Here is a 17690-nt window from a genome sequence, read left to right as displayed (position 1 = left end):
CAAGTGATCACTGGAAAAGCTACCAAAGCATTGTTCCTAAAGAGAAGCATCTTCAGACAAAATCAGAAACATTCACCGTAGAAGCTTATAATAGTTTGTTTGGGCATTTTTTAGCAAGAATGAGAAGAAAGTCCAAATGCTATTCTAAAAAATAGAAATGCTCAGATGAGCGATACTTCTTTTAATGCACCATCGTAATAAAACACTATCTATATTTGATTAGCAATGTCGGATTTATTTATCTGTTCCCACTTGAAAAATCCAGTTCGACTACTATCATTTCCAATATTACCCAAAATATAGCAACCCCTGAAGACTGGAAGGAAAAAATGGTTCGTTTTTTTACTGTAGGAGAGTTTTATATGCTACTGTCCCGCCACAATATGTTAGCCATGCTGATATTTGCATTTCTGTTAGGAATTGTACTTCGACATTCTTCTGACGAAAATACAGATGTTTTTCGAAAATTTATGCCAGGAGGCAATGAAGTGATGAAGGAATTATTAAGGCTTATTATGAAAATAGCCCCTATAGGCTTGGGTGCCTACATCGCATATCAAGCAGGTACGCTTGGTTCGCAATTTTGGGGTTTTTATGCTAAACCTTTAGGTATTTTTCACGCTATGGAAATTCTATATTTTTTTGTATTTTTCTCGCTATATGCTTTTATTGGACGAGGTCCAAAAGGGATAAAACTTTTCTGGAAAAATAATATACTCCCCTCTTTTACCGCAATTAGCACCTGCAGCAGCCTTGCTACCATGCCCACAAATTTGGAAACTGCAAAAAAATAGGGATTCCGGATGCTATCGCCAATGTGGTGATCCCTATCGGAACCACGATTCATAAAAATGGTTCGTCCATTTCCTCTATTGTCAAGATATATGTGGCTTTTATGTTGGTAGGATGGAATTTTTTTGAATTTAACAACCTCATGATCGCGATAGGAATTACGCTCTTAGTTAGCGCTGTTGAAGGAGGTATTCCCATTGGTGGCTATATTGGAGAACTTCTGATTATCTCCGCTTACCAACTTCCTCAGGAGGCTATTCCAACAGTTATCGTTATCGGTACTCTGGTTGATCCCTTATCCACGATTTTAAACGCTACAGGTAATACAGTTGCCGCTATGGTGGTAACACGACTTACGGGTGAAAAATTCAATCCCCCGATAGACTGAAAATTTTTAGCTTCGGATAAAAATCATCTAGTAAAAATAATGGTCAGCCCTTCTATTAGAATAAAAAAAGCGGAATTTCCGCTTTTTTTATTGATATCGATAATACCGGGCACCCTTTAGTACAGGGTTTTCTTCCTCAGTAAAATCCCATTTAAATCCTTTTTTATTCATATTCACGGGGGTATCCAACTGTTTACGGTGAAGTTTTTCATAGGTATCGAAATCTATCGCCTGCCGCTGTTTTAAAGTATCAAACAGTTTCCATTTTTCCACGACATGCTTCCAGTTTTTACCTACAGTCGCGGTAAATACTTTGGATTTAGATCCACTTCCATACGCGAAAAAGCCTATTTTCTGTTCTGCAATATCCTCTCCTCTTTGATAAGAGACCTCTAATGCCGAAAGCAGAGCCATAAATAAAGAAGCGGTATACATATTTCCTATTTCCGAAGATGCCCGCTGAGAGGGTTCTATTTTCTCCTTTACAAGGGTCTTATACTCTTCACTACCTGCTACAAGCTTTACCTCTTCATTTGTAGAATAAGCTAAATCATTTTCCAAAGCAAAAATTTCGCTAAATATTCTTTTCCCATGGAAAGCATAAGGTAAATGAAAGATTAAAAATCGCCAGTCTTTAAAAGCATTTTCGTTTATTCCTTTCTCCTCTTTGTAATGCAGATAGGCTTCACGTATTCTATCTTTAAAACACTCGTTTGAATATTGACCATCAAATACAGGTTCATCGGAAAAAATCTCAATCTTATCTGGATAATTTTCGGGGGCATTTTGGAGGGCTTCTTTAGAGTAATGTCTTCGTGGTTTAAAAAAGTCGAAAACGCTTTCCATACCTACTCCCCAATGATTTTCTATTTCCAATAAATCAGGTTGAGAAGAAATCAATAAGGCTACAGCTCCTCCACCTTGGGTATATTCACCACCAGAAGCCAATTCATATTTGGCGTAATCGGAAGCTATAACAATGGCTTTTTTATGAGGATTTACCCGTACATAATCCAAAGCATTTTGCAATGCATCTACTCCACCAATACAAGCAAAAGTCATATCGACTGCATCACAGTTTTTAAAACAGCGTTCTCCATACTGGTACTCCAAGACTTGCTCTACCATGTGCACAGCGAACGTAGCAGTAGGCTTTGCAGCATCTAGAGCACTTTCGGTTCCTAAATATATTCTATTAATCTCTCTGGGATCTATTTCATAATCCTTCATCAATCTTAATAATGCCTCGGCCGCAAAAGTGGCAACATCCTCATGTACATCTGGAAACGCCATTTTATGAAGCCCCAAACCTTTTTCTAGCTTTAAAGGATCTATCCCTCGCTGAACTGCCAAATCTTTGATTTCCAAATATAAATGCGGCACATAATAAGACACCGATTGCACTCCTACTTTCATAAATATTCATTTTTATAAAAAACCCTACGAAGTTAGGAAGTTGAAACCAAAAAATAAAAAAATAGGCTATATTATTTTAAAATAGTCTAAGCCGGAATCATGGATATCAGAACGAAGAAAAAGCTTTTTCTTATCTCGCTTTTAATCTTTAATAAACTCACTTATCATAGCCATTCGGATGCTGAGTTTTAATGACGTCTACAGTATCCAATACTTTATCCTGCAAAGCGTTCTGGTATTTTTCCAATCGATGAGCGAGCTCTTGATCAGCAGTTGCTAATATTTTTGCAGCTAAAATCCCTGCATTTAAGGCTCCATTTAAGGCTACAGTGGCTACTGGAATTCCACTGGGCATTTGTAAAATGGATAATACTGAATCCCACCCATCAATAGAATTACTGGATAAGATAGGAACACCAATAACGGGTAAGGTCGTACAACTGGCTACCATACCCGGGAGATGAGCTGCTCCTCCAGCTCCAGCAATAATCACCTTTAAGCCTCTATCTTTAGCCGACTTGGCATAAGTCAACATTCTTTCGGGTGTGCGGTGTGCAGAAACCACCGTTAGTTCATAGGGAACGCCTAAATCATTTAAAAAATAAGCGGCCTGCTCCATAATTGGCAAATCGCTCTGACTGCCCATAATAATTCCTATCATCTTACTTTTTTATAGAACCAAAGATAAAGATTAAAAACGGATTTTTATTGGATCTACTTACCGAGGAGTAGTATACGTATGAGCCTGTTTAGATTTTTATTTAAAAAGTCATTTCTTACTCTGCTCTTACCTCTATGATTTCTTTTATTTTTTTTAATTTTTCGACCAGTTCTTCTCGAGAATCTGCTAATGTATTGATATGTCCCATTTTCCTACCGGGTGTGGTTTGCTGTTTTCCATATAAATGAATATAGGTTTTGGGTAATTTGAGCACTTGTTGAAGTCCATTATACTTTACTTTACCGGTAAAACCTGCTGCACCTACCAAATTGACCATTCCACTATAGGCTGTTATATCGGTATCTGCCAAAGGCATATTTTTTAGAACACGGTACATTTGTTCAAATTGTGAATTTGCATTTCCCTCCTGACTTTGGTGACCTGAATTGTGTAATCTTGGTGCAATTTCGTTTACCCAGACTTTTCCTTTTTTATCTAAAAACAGCTCTATAGCAAACAATCCGGGCGAATCCACTACCTCCAAGAATTTTTGAGCAATCGCATCAATCTGGGACAGCACCTCTTTATCCACAGATGCAGGACATATATTGAAATCCAAAAGATTAAGCTCTGGATCTGCTATCATCTCGGTAACTGGGAATGTCATAGTTTCTCCACTTTCGTTTCGGGCTACAATCACCGAAAGTTCTTTTTCTATATCCACTAAACTTTCTACTACTGAAGGCTCCTCCCAAAATTTTTCTAAATCTTTTTCAGTACGTATTATCTGAACACCTTTCCCGTCATAGCCTCCCATATTTATTTTTTGTACAAAGGGTAAAGCTAAATTAAGCTCAGCACGGGAAGCCACAATTTGAAAATGGGGACTTGGGATATGGTGCTCCTGGTAAAATTTTTTCTGAAGAATTTTTTGTTGAATCGTTTTAATAATCATGGGACAAGGGATTACTTTAACCCCCATATTTTCTAAAGTTTCTAAGGCTTGTACATTCACATGCTCGATCTCTATAGTCAGCAAATCTTTATCTCTTCCGAAGGCTACAAGGGTATCATAATCGTTAAAATCACCTTGTACAAAGTGAGAGATATTATGACAAGGTGCGTCTATAGAAGGGTCTAAGGTATAAAATTCATCATCGTATTTTAAGGCATTTTGAATAAACATTCTTCCAAGTTGTCCCCCTCCTAAGATTCCTATTTTCATTTTTTATTATTTAGATTTATTTTTATACCCTAAGGCAGTCTTCATCGTGACCGTATAACTTCAAAAATAGTATACAACCGATAAATAATGCTTCTTTATTGATCCTCTGTAATGCTCTTAAGAATAAGCATAATAGGCTCATTTTATGTGCAAAAATAATGAAATATAAACTTTATCAAGCCCTATTTTTAGTAAGATTATAAAGAGCTCTATCACATTCCATTCGCAGAGCAGACAGTCATAGATTATCATATATCGGGTAGTTGAAAATATATACTTAAGCTTCCTGCTAACCCAAAACGAAAACATTTGATTATAAGGTAAGTAAGCTTACTGACTGAATAAAAAAACCATGAGAATCTACATTAAAACAACTATTTATTTCTTAATTTTATATAAAAAAACTGTTATATAAATTATTTTTCACATAATCATGAAAAACAGTCGATTTTAAAATAATTTTATAAAACCTAATTACCAACACCATGAAAAATTTATCTTATCATCTAACTATATGGCGATATGTACTCATATGGTTAACGGTTCCATTTTTATGCATCTCCTGCTATCAAAATAATGATGAAATACACGAAAATACTACACTCCATTCAAAAGAGGTAGGAAAATCTCTTCCTAAAAATATGAAAGACTCGGGGATCCTACTTTTTAGCATTACAGAGGTGGGCAACACCAACCCTCTTAACAATCTGAATTTTACCTTGAAAAACAGTGGAAAACCTTTAGTGGATATGGTGGTTTTATTTTCTGCAAATATTAATTATGATGAAAAAAATGACAAAGTATACGTTCATAATAACCAAAGTGTACAACACTTATTAACCAATCGCCAAAAATACCTTCAACCACTTAAAAACAAAGGTATAAAGGTTATATTAAGTATATTAGGAAACTGGGACCGATCGGGTATTGCTAATCTTTCAACAGAACGTGCACAGCAATTTGCACAAGAACTTAAAAATACGTGTGAAACCTATGATTTAGATGGTGTTTTTTTTCGACGATGAATATTCTTCTTATCAATCACCTCCTCCCCGAGGTTTTGTAACACCTTCCAATAATGCTGCAGCCCGCTTATGCTATGAAACTAAGAAAGCCGTGCCCAATAAATTAGTAAGCGTTTATGTATACAACAGAACCGCTTCTTTTCCTGATCCTGTAGAGGGAAAATGGGCTGGCAACTTTATAGATTACGCCATCCAAGATTACGGCGTTGATTCGGACTTGAGCAGCAACTATCCTGGTTTGCCACGCTCCCGTATGGCAATTTCCTCTCAGGAATTTGTCCGAAATATTTTTGCAAGCCCCGATGCCCTAAGAAATTTACGAAACTCCGGTTACGGAGCTCACATGATTTTTTCAATGGATCCTTATAACGGAAATTTCAGATCCCTCCAGCTGCCTGCTCTGCAACTTCTGGCTAAAGAACTATACAGTGATGAATTGGTATATAGTGAAACTCCCTTCGCTAAAGACTGGTAAAGTGTAAGTTTATCCATAAAAGTAACCTGCCTAAAGGTTTTAGGCAGGTTACTTATTTTTAACAAAAATAAGAACTGATAAGCTATTAGCCTTATCTGACACCCATGAGAAGGATAGCCTATTTTTGTATTAAAAACTAATTTCATCCTTTACTACTCGTCCACATTGAGAGAACGTTAATAGCTCCTGTTCTATAAATGTTTTTATCCTTTGATCTTCTATATGATGAGGGAATAATAAATGAACATTAGCCCCCGCATCTAAGGTAAAAAATAAGGGCAAACCTGTATTTCTGCGGAACTCCCACACTTTATTGATCACCTGCAAAGTACCTGTTTCCATTAGAATAAAAGCTGGGTCACCCATCATCATCATCCCGTGAAGCGTTAAAGCTTCGTGCTCGACAAGTTTTATAAAACCTGGCATATTGCCTTCCTGGAGGATAGTGGTAAGCTTGTGTAAATTTTCGTGAGCCTCCTGAAAACGCCTCTCAGCATAGGGATTGGTTTTCATCAATGCGTGGCCCACACTAGAGGAAACACTTTTTTCACCTTCATAAATTAATAAAACCCAGTCGTGAAAACGTTTAAAAACAGAGTGAATTTGATGAGGGGGATACGCCACGGCATATAGATCTGAACTACCCCTCACTTCTTTGGTATGCCCCCAAACAACTAAGCCCGGATATAGGCTTCTACAAGCACTGCCACTTCCCAACCTGGCTAAAAATGAAGCTTTTCTAAGCGTGTATTCTTCTCCATTCTGGTCTGTAAAAATCTGATCCAATTGCATTAGACATTTTGCGATGGCCCCAAAACCAGAAGCAGAACTGGCTATGCCCGAACTATGCGGAAAAGTATTTTCTGTTTTAATACAATACTTCCCTTGCAGAATCCAGGGCAGATAAACTTGTATCTTTCTAAAATATTCTTCAATTTTTTTAGCAAATTTCTCTTCTTCCTTTCCAGCCAAAAAAGTTTGCACTGAAAATTTCTCGTCTGCTAAAAACTCTAAAGTAGTGTTGGTTTTACAATGACTGAGGGTATAGCTGATACTTGGATTAGCCGGAATCTGAGTATCAGATTTTCCCCAATATTTAATCAATGCTATATTAGAAGGACAGCTTTGTGATACTATCTGATGGCTGGTCCTAAAATTTATATTTCCCAAAAATTCTTCCTCCATACCTCTTTCGTTAACTATACATCCTCTCGATAAGATCTTTATATTTTTCTAACACAACCTTTCTTTTGATTTTTAAGGTCGGAGTAATCTCACCACTCCCCATTTCAAATTCAGCAGGCATTAATATAAATTTTTTCACCCGCTCAAAAGAGGCTAAGATTCGTTGGAATTCCTCAATTTTTGTTCTGTATAATTTTACTATTTCTTCTCTATTTAGAATATCCTCCCAACTGGTAAAAGGAATATTCATTTTTTCCAACATGGCTTTTAGAAACTCGAAATTGGGCACTATTAGTGCAGATACAAACTGTCTCCCCTCTGCAATCACCATAACCTGTTGGATATAGCTGTTGTTAGAAAGGGTATTTTCTACCTGCTGGGGGGCTATATATTTTCCATTAGAGGTTTTTAATAAATCTTTTATACGATCGGTAATCGTAAGATTTCCGGCTTCATCAATTTCCCCGGCATCCCCAGTTTTAAACCATCCATCCGGAGTAAACACCGCTTCCGTTTCCTCGGATTTATTAAAATAACCTTTCATAATGCCATCTCCTCTTACTTGTATTTCACTATTTTCACCAATCCTCACCTCAACCCCTGGCAGTATCTTACCACAGGTTCCGTATTCAAATTGAGTAAAGGGAAACAGCGCTATTGTAGCAGTAGTTTCGGTAAGACCATAGCCCACAGTAAGGTGTTGTCCTATGGCATCAAAAAATTCGGTAACTTCAGGTGAAATAGAAGCTCCTCCACACGGGGTAAACCAAAGACGCCCTCCCATTTTCTGCTTGATTTTACTAAAGACGAGAAGATTTGCTAATCTATATTTGAAATTTAACACAAAAGGTACCCTTTTTTCAGTTCTTTTAAGAGCCGCATAATGTTTTCCTACGCTTACGGCCCAATGAAAAATTTTCTTTTTTGTAGAAGTACTTTTTTCCACTGCATCGTGAATACCTGCATATACTTTTTGAAAAAACCGCGGCACCGTACACATCATCGTAGGTTTTATTTCTGCCAATGCGTGTGCGATTTCCTTGGGATTTTCAAGAAAATAAACCTTAGCTCCTCCATATAAACTTAGTAAAGACCAACTTCTCTCGAAAACGTGAGTCAACGGCAAAAAAGCCAAAGACACCTCTTCCTCAAAATTTTTGAATTTAAAAAATTCAAAATGTGCATCAAATCCTTTCCTGAGATTTCCATGGGTAATCATAGCCCCTTTTGGGATACCTGTAGTTCCAGAAGTGTAAATAATAGTGGCTAAGTCCTCATAGGATCTAGGGCAAAATTCAATTTCCATCGATTGATCTGCTATAAAATCACTCAGAAAAACCGTATCTTCTTTTTTTGTAATTTCTTTATCTTTAGCAACGATAATGCTCTTTAAAAATTGATTCTTCTGAAGCAAGCTATAACAGATCTCATACTGTTTCTGATTGCCTACCATAACCATACTGGCTTGGGAATCATTGATAATATATTCGGTTTGCTCTGCATTATTGGTAGCATAAACGGGAACCGTTATTGCTCCAATGGATAAAATCGCCAGATCAAAAGTGATCCATTCTGCAGAGTTATCAGCATAAATAGCCACTCTATCATTCTCTCTAATACCAGCGGTTTTTAGGGCATTGGCTGTTTTTGCAATTGTTTGACTAAATTTTTTCCAACTCAATTCCGCCCATTGATTTCCCTTCTTAAAACCTATAGCCGGCTTTAAGGCTTGTTTTTCAATATTGCGAGTTATAATTATTTGTGCAAGATTCATGCTTTACCTCTTCAAATTTTTATCTTTAATATAATTGTCCATGTGAAAGTTTATACTTTCTTTAACTGGTATAAATTGATAACCCAACCTATCTTTTATCTTTTTATTAGATATTTTACTAGACGACACCAACGCCTGAATATTGACTTTATTCAGCAACTTAAGCGCAGGAAAAAGAAAGCCTAAAATGCTAAAAATCCCCATACATTGCAGCAACCTATCCGGAATCACTTTCGGTACAGAAAGCCCTAGTCTGCTGCGTACTTGCGTTGCAACTTCTCTAAAAGTACAATTTTCGGCCACTGCTAGAAAACGCTCGCCAAAGATATTGTTTTTCATTAAATCTACCGCTATGTTTGCCACATCTCTCACATCGACGTAAGCAGAACTCCCTGAAAATGTATAGGGCACGCGCTCTAAGGTTCTAAACAACTGTCCACTACTACGCTGCCAGTTTCCACTTCCTATGATGACCCCGGGATTGACTATCACAGTATTTAACCCCTCGAAAAAAGCTCTCCATACCTCCATTTCCGAAAAATGTTTGGATTCCGCATAAATGGAGTGGTCCAATACTGGTTTAAAATCAGAATCCTCATCTTGCTCTCCATTTTCATTAAATCCGTCCAATACAGCTATAGAGCTGATAAAACAAAACTTTTTAACTTTAGAAGATTCACAGGCATATAGCAAGTTCTTGGTCCCCTCTACATTGGTGTGAAAAAGAGCCTTCCTACTTTTAGGATTAAAACTTACCATTGCTGCACAATGATAGACTTCTGTCACTTCTTTTAATATATATTCCAGCCCATAGACATCATCAAAATCAACGTCAACCCATTGAATTTTATTAAAAAATTCTTCCGTCCGATCCGTATAGGCATCATAGGAATGCTTTACTTCCTCTATATCGCTTGAAGGACGCTTTGTAGCTTTCACATCAAACCCCCTCTTCAGCAACTCCAAAACGATCATTCTCCCCAAGATACCTGTAGCTCCTGTAACTAAAATCATCTCAGTGTATTAAAAATTCTTTAACAGCTGCTTTAAAATCTTTAGGATTTTCTGCATGTAACCAATGTCCGGCATTTATAATTTTTTTAATCTCAGCATGTGGAAATTGCTGACGGATTAAAAAACTATCCTGAGGTAATATATAATGGGAGCGATCACCGGCCAAAAATAGTGTCTCTCCTTGGTAAATTCCAAATTTAATGGCACTGGTAATGTAAGTCTCATATTTTCTGGTTAGAACATCAAGATTAAATCTCCAACTCAACTTCTTATCTTCTGTCCAATATAAATTTTTCAATAGAAACTGAATAATATCAGGCTCCGGAATATATTTACTCAACTGGATCTCTACGTCTTTACGACTCGACATGTTTACCAAATCTATTGAGTTAAGTGCTTTTAAAACCCCCTGATGATGAGGTGGATAAGCTTTAGGTGCTATATCGGCTACGATTAGCTTTGCTACACTTTCAGGATAGACAATAGAGAATTGCATCACCACTTTACCTCCTAAAGAATGCCCTAGGAGATTTACTTTTTCTAGACCATGGTACTCTATATAGGCCTTGATATCTCCTACCATAGCTTCTACGGACATTTCTTCAGAATGGAAACTCTTGCCGTGATTGCGCAAATCGATCAGGTGTACAGGCATCAGCTCTCCAAATTCGCGGCCGAAACTTCCCCAGTTATCCAACATGCCAAATAAACCGTGGAACACCAAAAGAGGAGTCTCTGACTGATTTTGGCCATATATTTTCGAATGTAATATATTCATTTATTACTTAATTTTTAAGATCCTATCTGTGATATAAAGGTGAAGATAATCGCCTTCGGATTCTTTTCTAATTTTTAATTTACCCCTTAGCTAAACGCTTCAAATACGCCTGAATGGTATTCTCCAAACCCAAATAAAGCGCTTCGGCTATAAGCGCGTGACCTATAGAAACTTCTAGTAAATTCGGGATTTGACTCACAAAATATTGTAAATTATCCAAGCTAAGATCATGACCCGCATTAATTCCCAAGCCCAATTCGGTGGCTTTAAGTGCGGTATCGTAATAAGGCATTATTGCCAAGGCTCTATTCTTATTATAATGCTTAGCATAAGATTCTGTATACAATTCAATTCTATCCGTACCTGTTTTTACTGCATATTCAAGCATATCCGGATTAGGATCCAAAAAAATGGAAGTTCTAATTCCAGCTTGTTTAAAGGTCGTGATAATATCGGTTAACTTCTCCTCATGCTTCTTACAATCCCAGCCGGCATTAGAAGTGAGAGCGTTATCTGCATCGGGCACTAAGGTTACCTGATCAGGTCTAACCTCTAAGACCATATCAATAAAAGAGCGATGAGGATTACCTTCGATATTAAATTCTGTAGATACTAATGGTTTTAAATCGTAAACATCTTTTCTGGTAATATGCCTTTCATCTGGACGCGGATGAATGGTGATACCCTGAGCTCCAAACCCCTGAATATCCGCCGCTACCTGAGTTACACTTGGCACGTCTCCACCTCTAGCATTCCGTAAAGTCGCTATCTTATTAATATTGACGCTTAGTTTTGTCATTTTATACTGTATGTTTGTTTTTTATTGACTCATTTTAAACCCGGTTCACTTGCATCACTTCCAATTCAAAATTTTGTACGGCCACCAATAAATGATCGAAAATATCAGATTGAACCCTCTCGTAATCTACCAATTGAGAGTAAATGGTAAAGCAATATATTTCCAAAGGCAATCCCTGCGGAGTGACTTCCAGATGACGGACCATAATAATTTCTTTTTGTTCGATATTCGGATTACTTCGCAGATAGTTCTCTACATATTTTCGAAAAACTCCAATATTGGTTAGTTGTCTTTTATTCAAGAGACTGTCTTTCTCGGAGAAAGACAATTTTTCGGATTCTATTTCATTTCTCTTGGTCACGATATAATCCGAAATTAACTTCACTTGCTGCAACCTATCATAGTCCTCCTGAGTTAGGAACCGAAACGATTTAATATTAAAAATCATGGAACGCTTAATTCTTCTAAGACTCCCCTCTGTCATTACTTGATAATTTTTAATCTCGGTAGACATGAGATCATAGGTAGGAACAGTAGAAATCGTTTTATCAAAATTCACAATTTTAGTAGTAAGCAAACTAATTTCCGCAATCACACCCTCGATGTTATATTTGGCAATCCCCACCCAATCACCTACTTTAAGGTTTCTGGAAGTGGCTACATGTATGCCGGTAACAAATCCTAAAATAATATCCCGAAAAACCAATACCAAAACAGCAGTAATAGCCCCAAGGCTCCCTAAAATAGTTGTCCCCTGAATACCAAATATCTGACTAATACCAATAAAACTAAAAATGAGAATTCCAAAAATCCTAACCGTCTGCGAAATGGCATTAAATGCCATCACACGGTAACTGTCCTTTTTTAATGAATAATAATAGCCCAGCGCTTTCAGACAGCGGTAGAATAATACAGCTGCTAAAATAGTGAGCATTAGCCTCACCCCTACGCTCAATACAGTAAAACTAGTAGGATGCCTATAGAATACGGATTCTAAAGCTAATTTTACAAAAGCCAAGGCAAGAATATCAGCAAGAGAACTGGTAATTTTAGATTTTCGTAATGCTTTTGATATAAAAAACTTATCTTTATTAATTATAAGTTTGTGGAAAGGCCTTAGTATAAGCTTAAGGATGAGATCTATCAAAAAAAACAGGAAAAGGAGGAAAATAAATTTTACCAGCACCTGTACCATCCATTGATAAGGCCCACTAACGTTATGGGCAATAAATAGATGGATACTATCACTAATATACTGTAAGAAATCTTTCGTATTAGACAGTTCACTCATTGTATTACAAAATTAACAATTTATTCTTTATATTTCTTTAATTTTGCTATATTTAGCACATATTTCGAATGGTATGGAAGAAAATCTCTTGACTCTTATTTGCATTATATTGCTCATCATCGGTATCTTGGGTACTTTTTTGCCTATTTTACCCAGCTTACTCGTAAGTTATGCTGGACTTTTAATCTACAGGTTTGGTACAAACTCTCATATGTCCCTATGGTATCTTTTGATTTTTGGAATCCTCATCCTGATTTCCATTGCGCTGAAGTATTTTATCTCTATTGATGTAAAAAAAAGATATGGCAATAGTAATACAGCTAGTTTAACAGCATTTATAGGCACCCTACTTGGTGTATTTTTTATATCCACTATATTCGGTTTTTTAGTAGGCATGTTACTCGGTGCTTATCTAGGCGAATTATATTATAATCGCGATGAGTACAGGAAAGCGCTTCACTCTACAAAAGAGATCTTTATAGGCTATCTTTATAGCTCTGGATTTAGTTTTGCTCTTGCTGCCGCCATATTAATTACCGTATTAAAAGATCTTATTTAATTTTTAACGTATGAAGACATCCCCTTTCTTTTTAATTTTAGTAGGAATCACCGCACTTTTTAGTTGCAAAACACCTGTAAACAATCTTCAGACCGAAGATCAAATCCTTAAATTGAAATTAGGAGAGGAAAAAGAACTCCGACAAAACCACCTGAAGATTAAATTTGTAGGGGTAACAGAAGATTCACGCTGCCCCAAAGATAGAAATTGTATGTGGATAGGAAATGCGAAAGTTCAACTTAAAGTAAATGATCAAAATTTCACTTTGGATACTCAAAATATGCCAAACCAAAACTATAGCAAGACTCTCATGATTAAGGGATATAATTATACTTTAGAAACCTTATCACCGGAAAAGCTATCGATGCAAACTCCTATCACGGATTATACGATCCAACTGAAGGTTGAGAAAAAGGATAAACCGAACTAAAAGCCCAGTCTCATTCAGACCTTCGCACTCCATCTGGATGGATAATTCATTCAATTCCGATCTGTCTGATTTTATTTTTAATAGCCTTGGATAGTACTGAGTATTTATATTACTATGGAGAAGAATGATGATTCCGACTAAATCATTTATCCTGCATAAAACCCAAACAGCCTAATGATTTTACCCTCTACCTGCCTAGAACTTCACCCCCTACAAAATAAGATATATTATGCCAGGAAGCTTTCCTCCTAACTTAAGCTTATTATTTTTCATACAATTTAGAAGAGATTAATTAAACCATATGACAGTCTCTGAATACCTTTTCAAAAAAACTTTACACTCGTCAGGAAAAGAGCTGATACTTATTGAAGATAATCACAAACAAGGAATAGAAAAGTCTATAGTTGTATTAAATATTCTGCTAAACAACCCTCCGACTACATCTACGAAAAAGATATTGGAAAACCGCTTTCCTCTCTCCTTTTCTTTAAATAAACATCCATAATCTACCTATCCCCATACAATCGTTTTTTTGTGTTTAGAGCGAAGATATTCATTAATCTTCGAAAAAGGTTTACTTCCGAAGAAACCTCTATAGACCGAAAAAGGGGAAGGGTGTGAGGATGTAAGAATATAATGTTTCGAATCATCTATTAAAGCTGCTTTTTTCTGAGCAAAAGCACCCCACAATACAAAAACTACATTCTCTTTTTTCTCTGATATTTGCTGTATTATATAGTCTGTAAAGCTTTCCCAACCCAGATCTTTATGAGAGTTAGGTTGGTGTGCCTGCACAGTAAGGGTAGCGTTTAACAGCAAAACGCCTTGCCCGGCCCAATCATCCAATTCTTTTTGTGTACGGCTAATATGAAGATCTTCTTGAAGTTCTTTAAATATATTTTTGAGGGAAGGGGGCGCAGGTACGCCTTCTGATACTGAAAAGCACAGACCATTTGCCTGCCCATCATTATGATAAGGATCCTGGCCGATAATTACCACCTCTACCTCTTCAAAAGAGGTCAGTTCTAGGGCTCTAAAAATTTTATTTTTAGGAGGGAAACATTGTCGCTCCTTATATTCTCGGTTCACCTTTGCCCATAAGGTGATAAAATATTCGGAATTTTTAATAGGCTCTAAAACTTCAGACCACGTCATACTTTTCTTTTTTCACTAACAAATCGATCACCAATTTTAAAAACAGCATTTCAAAAAACAGCCTGTTCTAAGCCCCCAAAGTTACTTTTTTTATTTTTTTATCTGGTCAATACCGGCGAATAATATTTAATTTTAAAACAGAAAAACCTTGCTCTACTTCTATCGTAGGCTTTCTACCGGGGAGGGGTCCTATCTATTTACGGCCTGCCTCCTACATTTAATTAAAGTCAATGGGTATTTTTAGCGCATTGATTATCTTTGCAAGGTGCAAGTAACAAAAGATAATTTATTGGAATTAGAATTCCCTCAGCTTTTAGAACAGATTGTTCCTTTTGCTTTTTCTCCTAAAATAGCAAAGAAGATTAACCATATTTTACCTCTACCATGGGAGGAAGCGAAAATAAGTCTGACTAAAGTTTCGGAATATACAGCTTCATTTGAGAATGACAATGCCATTCCTTTTCATGAATATGAAGATATAGAAGCGGAATTAAAAGTAATGACTATTGAAAATTACCGTTTGGATGCTATTTCTTTTATGAAGATTAAAAACCTCTCCATACTGGTAGGAAAATTGGTGGTTTTCTTCAAAAAGTTCAACGCTTATTATCCGCTACATTTTGCAGAGTCTCAGAAAATAGAGCTTACAAAGGAGATTATTGAAAAGATTAATCAGGTCTTTAATCGCTATGGAGAGGTAAAATCCGACGCCTCGGCGCAATTGGAAATAATAAGAAAAGAAATAAGCCATGCCAGAAAGGCTATCCAGGACAACTTTAATCACGCCTTACTCCAATATGGCCAATCCGATTTATTAGACGATATCCGAGAAACTATTATTGATGACCAAAGAGTTTTAGCCGTAAAATCAGGTTTCAAAAAAAGAGTTCCAGGTAGAACCTTGGGAGTTTCAAAAACTGGGTCTATCACCTATATACAGCCAGAAAATGTGGTAAAGCATCAATTCCGACTTCGTGAAAATGAAGAGGAAGAGAAAAAAGAAACAGATCGAATATTACGCCTGCTAACAGCTGAAATTGCTGTATATAAAACTTTGCTAGAAGACTACCAAACTTATATTTTCGATGTAGATTTAACACAGGCAAAGGCCAAATTCGCCCACAAAATCAATGCGGTTTTGCCGATTCTTAATAAAGACAGAAGACTCAAACTTATCAATGCTTTTCACCCACTACTTTGGCTAAAAAACCGAGAGACCGACACGCCCATTTATCCACAAACACTGGAACTTTCAGAGGGAAACAGAATTATCTGTATTTCAGGACCGAATGCAGGCGGTAAATCGATTACCTTAAAAACTGTAGGAATATTACAACTGATGATCCAAAGTGGTATATTGGTACCGGTACACCCCAAATCGGAAATGTTTTTCTTTGATAAGATACACACAGATATTGGAGACAATCAATCCATAGAAAATCACCTCTCCACCTACTCCTCTCGTTTAAAAAAAATGGCGGGTATTATCCGTGAAGCAGATGAGCACAGCCTTTTACTCATCGATGAATTCGGAACAGGATCGGATCCTGAACTGGGGGGAGCCCTAGCGGAAGCTTTTTTAGAGTTTTTCTACGATAAAAAAAGCTTTGCCATTATTACCACCCACTACACCAATATTAAATTGGTAGTAGAGCAGCTTTCTCATGCCACGAATGCTGCTATGCTATTCGATGAAGAGACCCTTGAACCTTTATACAAATTGGAAATAGGACAGGCTGGGAGCTCTTTTACCTTTGAAGTAGCTGAAAAAAACAAAATTCCACGCTTTATTCTTAAAAATGCCAAAAGTAAGGTGGAGCATGACATTGTTAATTTAGATAAAACCATCGTGAAACTCCAACAGGAGAAATATGAAGTAGAAAAATTAAAATCTGATCTTACAGAAAGAAAGGAATCCGTAGAGGATAAACGGGATAATCTACAGAAATTAAATGAACAACTTCAACAAAAATTATTTAATTTCCAAAGACTCTACGAAGAGGAGCACAGAAAACTCCAATTTGGTCATCGTGTAGAGTCTTTTATCGACGGCTATATCAATGGTAAATCCCGCAAGGATATCGTAAAAGATTTTATCAAAATCTTAGAACAAGAAAAATACCGCCGAAAAGAAACCAACAAAACCACTGTTGATAAACTTAAAGTGGTAAAAAGAAAACTTACCCAACAACTAAAAAAAGAAGAAGTAAAAGAAAAAATCGCTGAAACGCATGAAAAATTAGAAGAAAAAAGAAAAGAGGAGCGCTCTTTATGGCTTAAGGTAGGACAAAGGGTCCGTATTACGGGGAGTACTAGTGTAGGTACTATAGAGAAAGTTTCTAAAAGCAAAGTGGTGGTTAACTATGGAAGATTTACTACGACTATTGATGCTGACGAATTGGAGAGAATCTAAGAGCATCATATAAAGGATGGCGTATAGACTGATCAAAAAAAGCTATACTTAAAAGGAAAAGAGACACTATCTCATTAAATGTGTAAGTTAAAAAGTTATCATGGAATACCATAATAGCTGCATGTCTGAGGTTGTATCTCGAACTGTTTCATAACCATTATCTTTAAATATAATATCTTATGGCACAAGAAGAATTTGACTTTGAGTCTTTTAAGAATGAGACTATTGCCGGCCTTTATTCTGGAAAAAAAATGACTGGCACCGATGGGATTCTGTCTCCAATGGTGAAGCACTTTCTGGAATCTATGAT

15 protein-coding genes and 2 pseudogenes are annotated in these 17690 nt (G+C 36.6%); 7 read left to right on the top strand and 10 right to left on the bottom strand.

Going from position 1 to position 17690, the window contains the following annotated elements:
• Together GNY06_RS02260 and GNY06_RS15075 are read left to right on the top strand one after the other, a co-directional pair.
• Positions 1–152 (top strand): annotated as a pseudogene (locus GNY06_RS02260) (IS1 family transposase); the annotation flags it as partial.
• A gap of 177 nt (positions 153–329) precedes the next feature.
• Positions 330–1180, top strand: a pseudogene (locus tag GNY06_RS15075) (dicarboxylate/amino acid:cation symporter).
• A gap of 87 nt (positions 1181–1267) precedes the next feature.
• Here the strand turns inward: GNY06_RS15075 and GNY06_RS02250 are convergent.
• The 3 genes from GNY06_RS02250 to GNY06_RS02240 all read right to left on the bottom strand — a co-directional run bounded on the left by GNY06_RS02250 (position 1268) and on the right by GNY06_RS02240 (position 4482).
• The gene (locus GNY06_RS02250) at positions 1268–2596 is read right to left on the bottom strand and encodes a hydroxymethylglutaryl-CoA synthase family protein (RefSeq protein WP_166518609.1); all 1329 of its coding nucleotides are present in this window, start codon (positions 2594–2596) and stop codon (positions 1268–1270) included.
• A gap of 157 nt (positions 2597–2753) precedes the next feature.
• Positions 2754–3257 carry a 5-(carboxyamino)imidazole ribonucleotide mutase gene (gene purE / locus GNY06_RS02245; RefSeq protein ID WP_166518608.1) on the bottom strand — a complete coding sequence of 168 codons (504 nt, stop codon included), beginning with the start codon at positions 3255–3257 and terminating at the stop codon, positions 2754–2756.
• A 115-nt stretch (positions 3258–3372) separates the two neighbouring features.
• On the bottom strand, positions 3373–4482 hold the full coding sequence (locus GNY06_RS02240) for a 5-(carboxyamino)imidazole ribonucleotide synthase (RefSeq protein WP_166518607.1): 1110 nt from the start codon (positions 4480–4482) through the stop codon (positions 3373–3375).
• Positions 4483–4967: 485 nt separating this feature from the next.
• Between GNY06_RS02240 and GNY06_RS13990 the strand changes: the two genes are divergently transcribed.
• Together GNY06_RS13990 and GNY06_RS13985 are read left to right on the top strand one after the other, a co-directional pair.
• A complete protein-coding gene (locus GNY06_RS13990; protein ID WP_244614338.1) occupies positions 4968–5507 on the top strand; it encodes a glycoside hydrolase family 18 protein in 540 nt (179 codons plus the stop codon).
• A complete protein-coding gene (locus GNY06_RS13985) occupies positions 5485–5982 on the top strand; it encodes a glycoside hydrolase family 18 protein (RefSeq protein WP_244614337.1) in 498 nt (165 codons plus the stop codon). The genes GNY06_RS13990 and GNY06_RS13985 overlap by 23 nt, the downstream gene beginning before the upstream one ends.
• Before the next feature lie 129 nt (positions 5983–6111).
• Here GNY06_RS13985 and GNY06_RS02230 read toward each other — a convergent pair whose 3' ends face one another.
• The 6 genes from GNY06_RS02230 to GNY06_RS02205 form a co-directional block, all read right to left on the bottom strand.
• Positions 6112–7167 (bottom strand): diphosphomevalonate/mevalonate 3,5-bisphosphate decarboxylase family protein, encoded by a 1056-nt coding sequence (locus tag GNY06_RS02230; RefSeq protein ID WP_166518606.1) that lies wholly within the window; start codon positions 7165–7167, stop codon positions 6112–6114.
• A gap of 10 nt (positions 7168–7177) precedes the next feature.
• Positions 7178–8941: an AMP-dependent synthetase/ligase gene (locus GNY06_RS02225; RefSeq protein WP_166518605.1), complete on the bottom strand. Its 1764-nt coding sequence runs from the start codon at positions 8939–8941 to the stop codon at positions 7178–7180.
• A gap of 3 nt (positions 8942–8944) precedes the next feature.
• Entirely contained in the window at positions 8945–9955 is a 1011-nt protein-coding gene (locus tag GNY06_RS02220; protein WP_166518604.1) for an NAD-dependent epimerase/dehydratase family protein, read from the bottom strand.
• A gap of 1 nt (position 9956) precedes the next feature.
• Positions 9957–10733: an alpha/beta fold hydrolase gene (locus GNY06_RS02215; protein WP_166518603.1), complete on the bottom strand. Its 777-nt coding sequence runs from the start codon at positions 10731–10733 to the stop codon at positions 9957–9959.
• Positions 10734–10812: 79 nt separating this feature from the next.
• Positions 10813–11532: a pyridoxine 5'-phosphate synthase gene (locus GNY06_RS02210; RefSeq protein WP_166518602.1), complete on the bottom strand. Its 720-nt coding sequence runs from the start codon at positions 11530–11532 to the stop codon at positions 10813–10815.
• A 34-nt stretch (positions 11533–11566) separates the two neighbouring features.
• Positions 11567–12823, bottom strand: a complete 1257-nt coding sequence (locus tag GNY06_RS02205; protein ID WP_166518601.1) for a mechanosensitive ion channel family protein — start codon at positions 12821–12823, stop codon at positions 11567–11569.
• A gap of 43 nt (positions 12824–12866) precedes the next feature.
• Here GNY06_RS02205 and GNY06_RS02200 point away from each other — a divergent pair, with 43 nt between their 5' ends.
• Complete coding sequence (locus GNY06_RS02200) at positions 12867–13382, top strand: DUF456 domain-containing protein (protein WP_244614336.1); 516 nt, start codon at positions 12867–12869, stop codon at positions 13380–13382.
• A gap of 10 nt (positions 13383–13392) precedes the next feature.
• The gene (locus tag GNY06_RS02195; RefSeq protein WP_166518600.1) at positions 13393–13812 is read left to right on the top strand and encodes a hypothetical protein; all 420 of its coding nucleotides are present in this window, start codon (positions 13393–13395) and stop codon (positions 13810–13812) included.
• 510 nt (positions 13813–14322) lie between these two features.
• On the opposite strand, the gene GNY06_RS02190 is transcribed toward GNY06_RS02195, so the two are convergent.
• The gene (locus GNY06_RS02190; RefSeq protein ID WP_166518599.1) at positions 14323–14967 is read right to left on the bottom strand and encodes a uracil-DNA glycosylase; all 645 of its coding nucleotides are present in this window, start codon (positions 14965–14967) and stop codon (positions 14323–14325) included.
• A 265-nt stretch (positions 14968–15232) separates the two neighbouring features.
• Here GNY06_RS02190 and GNY06_RS02185 point away from each other — a divergent pair, with 265 nt between their 5' ends.
• Positions 15233–17380 (top strand): endonuclease MutS2, encoded by a 2148-nt coding sequence (locus GNY06_RS02185; protein WP_166518598.1) that lies wholly within the window; start codon positions 15233–15235, stop codon positions 17378–17380.
• Positions 17381–17690 lie beyond the last annotated feature (310 nt).

Origin of the sequence: Elizabethkingia argenteiflava, from assembly GCF_009904105.1 — a bacterium.
GTDB lineage: Bacteria > Bacteroidota > Bacteroidia > Flavobacteriales > Weeksellaceae > Elizabethkingia > Elizabethkingia argenteiflava.
The sequence above is the reverse complement of the archived record's forward strand: the minus strand, read 5'-3'. Positions and strand labels throughout refer to the sequence as shown.

Coding starts and splice junctions, on each gene's coding strand:
- GNY06_RS13985 (WP_244614337.1), top strand. CDS start 5,485: ATGGTGTTTTTTTTCGACGATGAATATTCTTCTTATCAATCACCTCCT.
- GNY06_RS02220 (WP_166518604.1), bottom strand. CDS start 9,955: ATGATTTTAGTTACAGGAGCTACAGGTATCTTGGGGAGAATGATCGTT.
- GNY06_RS02250 (WP_166518609.1), bottom strand. CDS start 2,596: ATGAAAGTAGGAGTGCAATCGGTGTCTTATTATGTGCCGCATTTATAT.
- GNY06_RS02215 (WP_166518603.1), bottom strand. CDS start 10,733: ATGAATATATTACATTCGAAAATATATGGCCAAAATCAGTCAGAGACT.
- GNY06_RS02195 (WP_166518600.1), top strand. CDS start 13,393: ATGAAGACATCCCCTTTCTTTTTAATTTTAGTAGGAATCACCGCACTT.
- GNY06_RS13990 (WP_244614338.1), top strand. CDS start 4,968: ATGAAAAATTTATCTTATCATCTAACTATATGGCGATATGTACTCATA.
- GNY06_RS02225 (WP_166518605.1), bottom strand. CDS start 8,941: ATGAATCTTGCACAAATAATTATAACTCGCAATATTGAAAAACAAGCC.
- GNY06_RS02240 (WP_166518607.1), bottom strand. CDS start 4,482: ATGAAAATAGGAATCTTAGGAGGGGGACAACTTGGAAGAATGTTTATT.
- GNY06_RS02210 (WP_166518602.1), bottom strand. CDS start 11,532: ATGACAAAACTAAGCGTCAATATTAATAAGATAGCGACTTTACGGAAT.
- GNY06_RS02230 (WP_166518606.1), bottom strand. CDS start 7,167: ATGGAGGAAGAATTTTTGGGAAATATAAATTTTAGGACCAGCCATCAG.
- GNY06_RS02205 (WP_166518601.1), bottom strand. CDS start 12,823: ATGAGTGAACTGTCTAATACGAAAGATTTCTTACAGTATATTAGTGAT.
- GNY06_RS02190 (WP_166518599.1), bottom strand. CDS start 14,967: ATGACGTGGTCTGAAGTTTTAGAGCCTATTAAAAATTCCGAATATTTT.
- purE (WP_166518608.1), bottom strand. CDS start 3,257: ATGATAGGAATTATTATGGGCAGTCAGAGCGATTTGCCAATTATGGAG.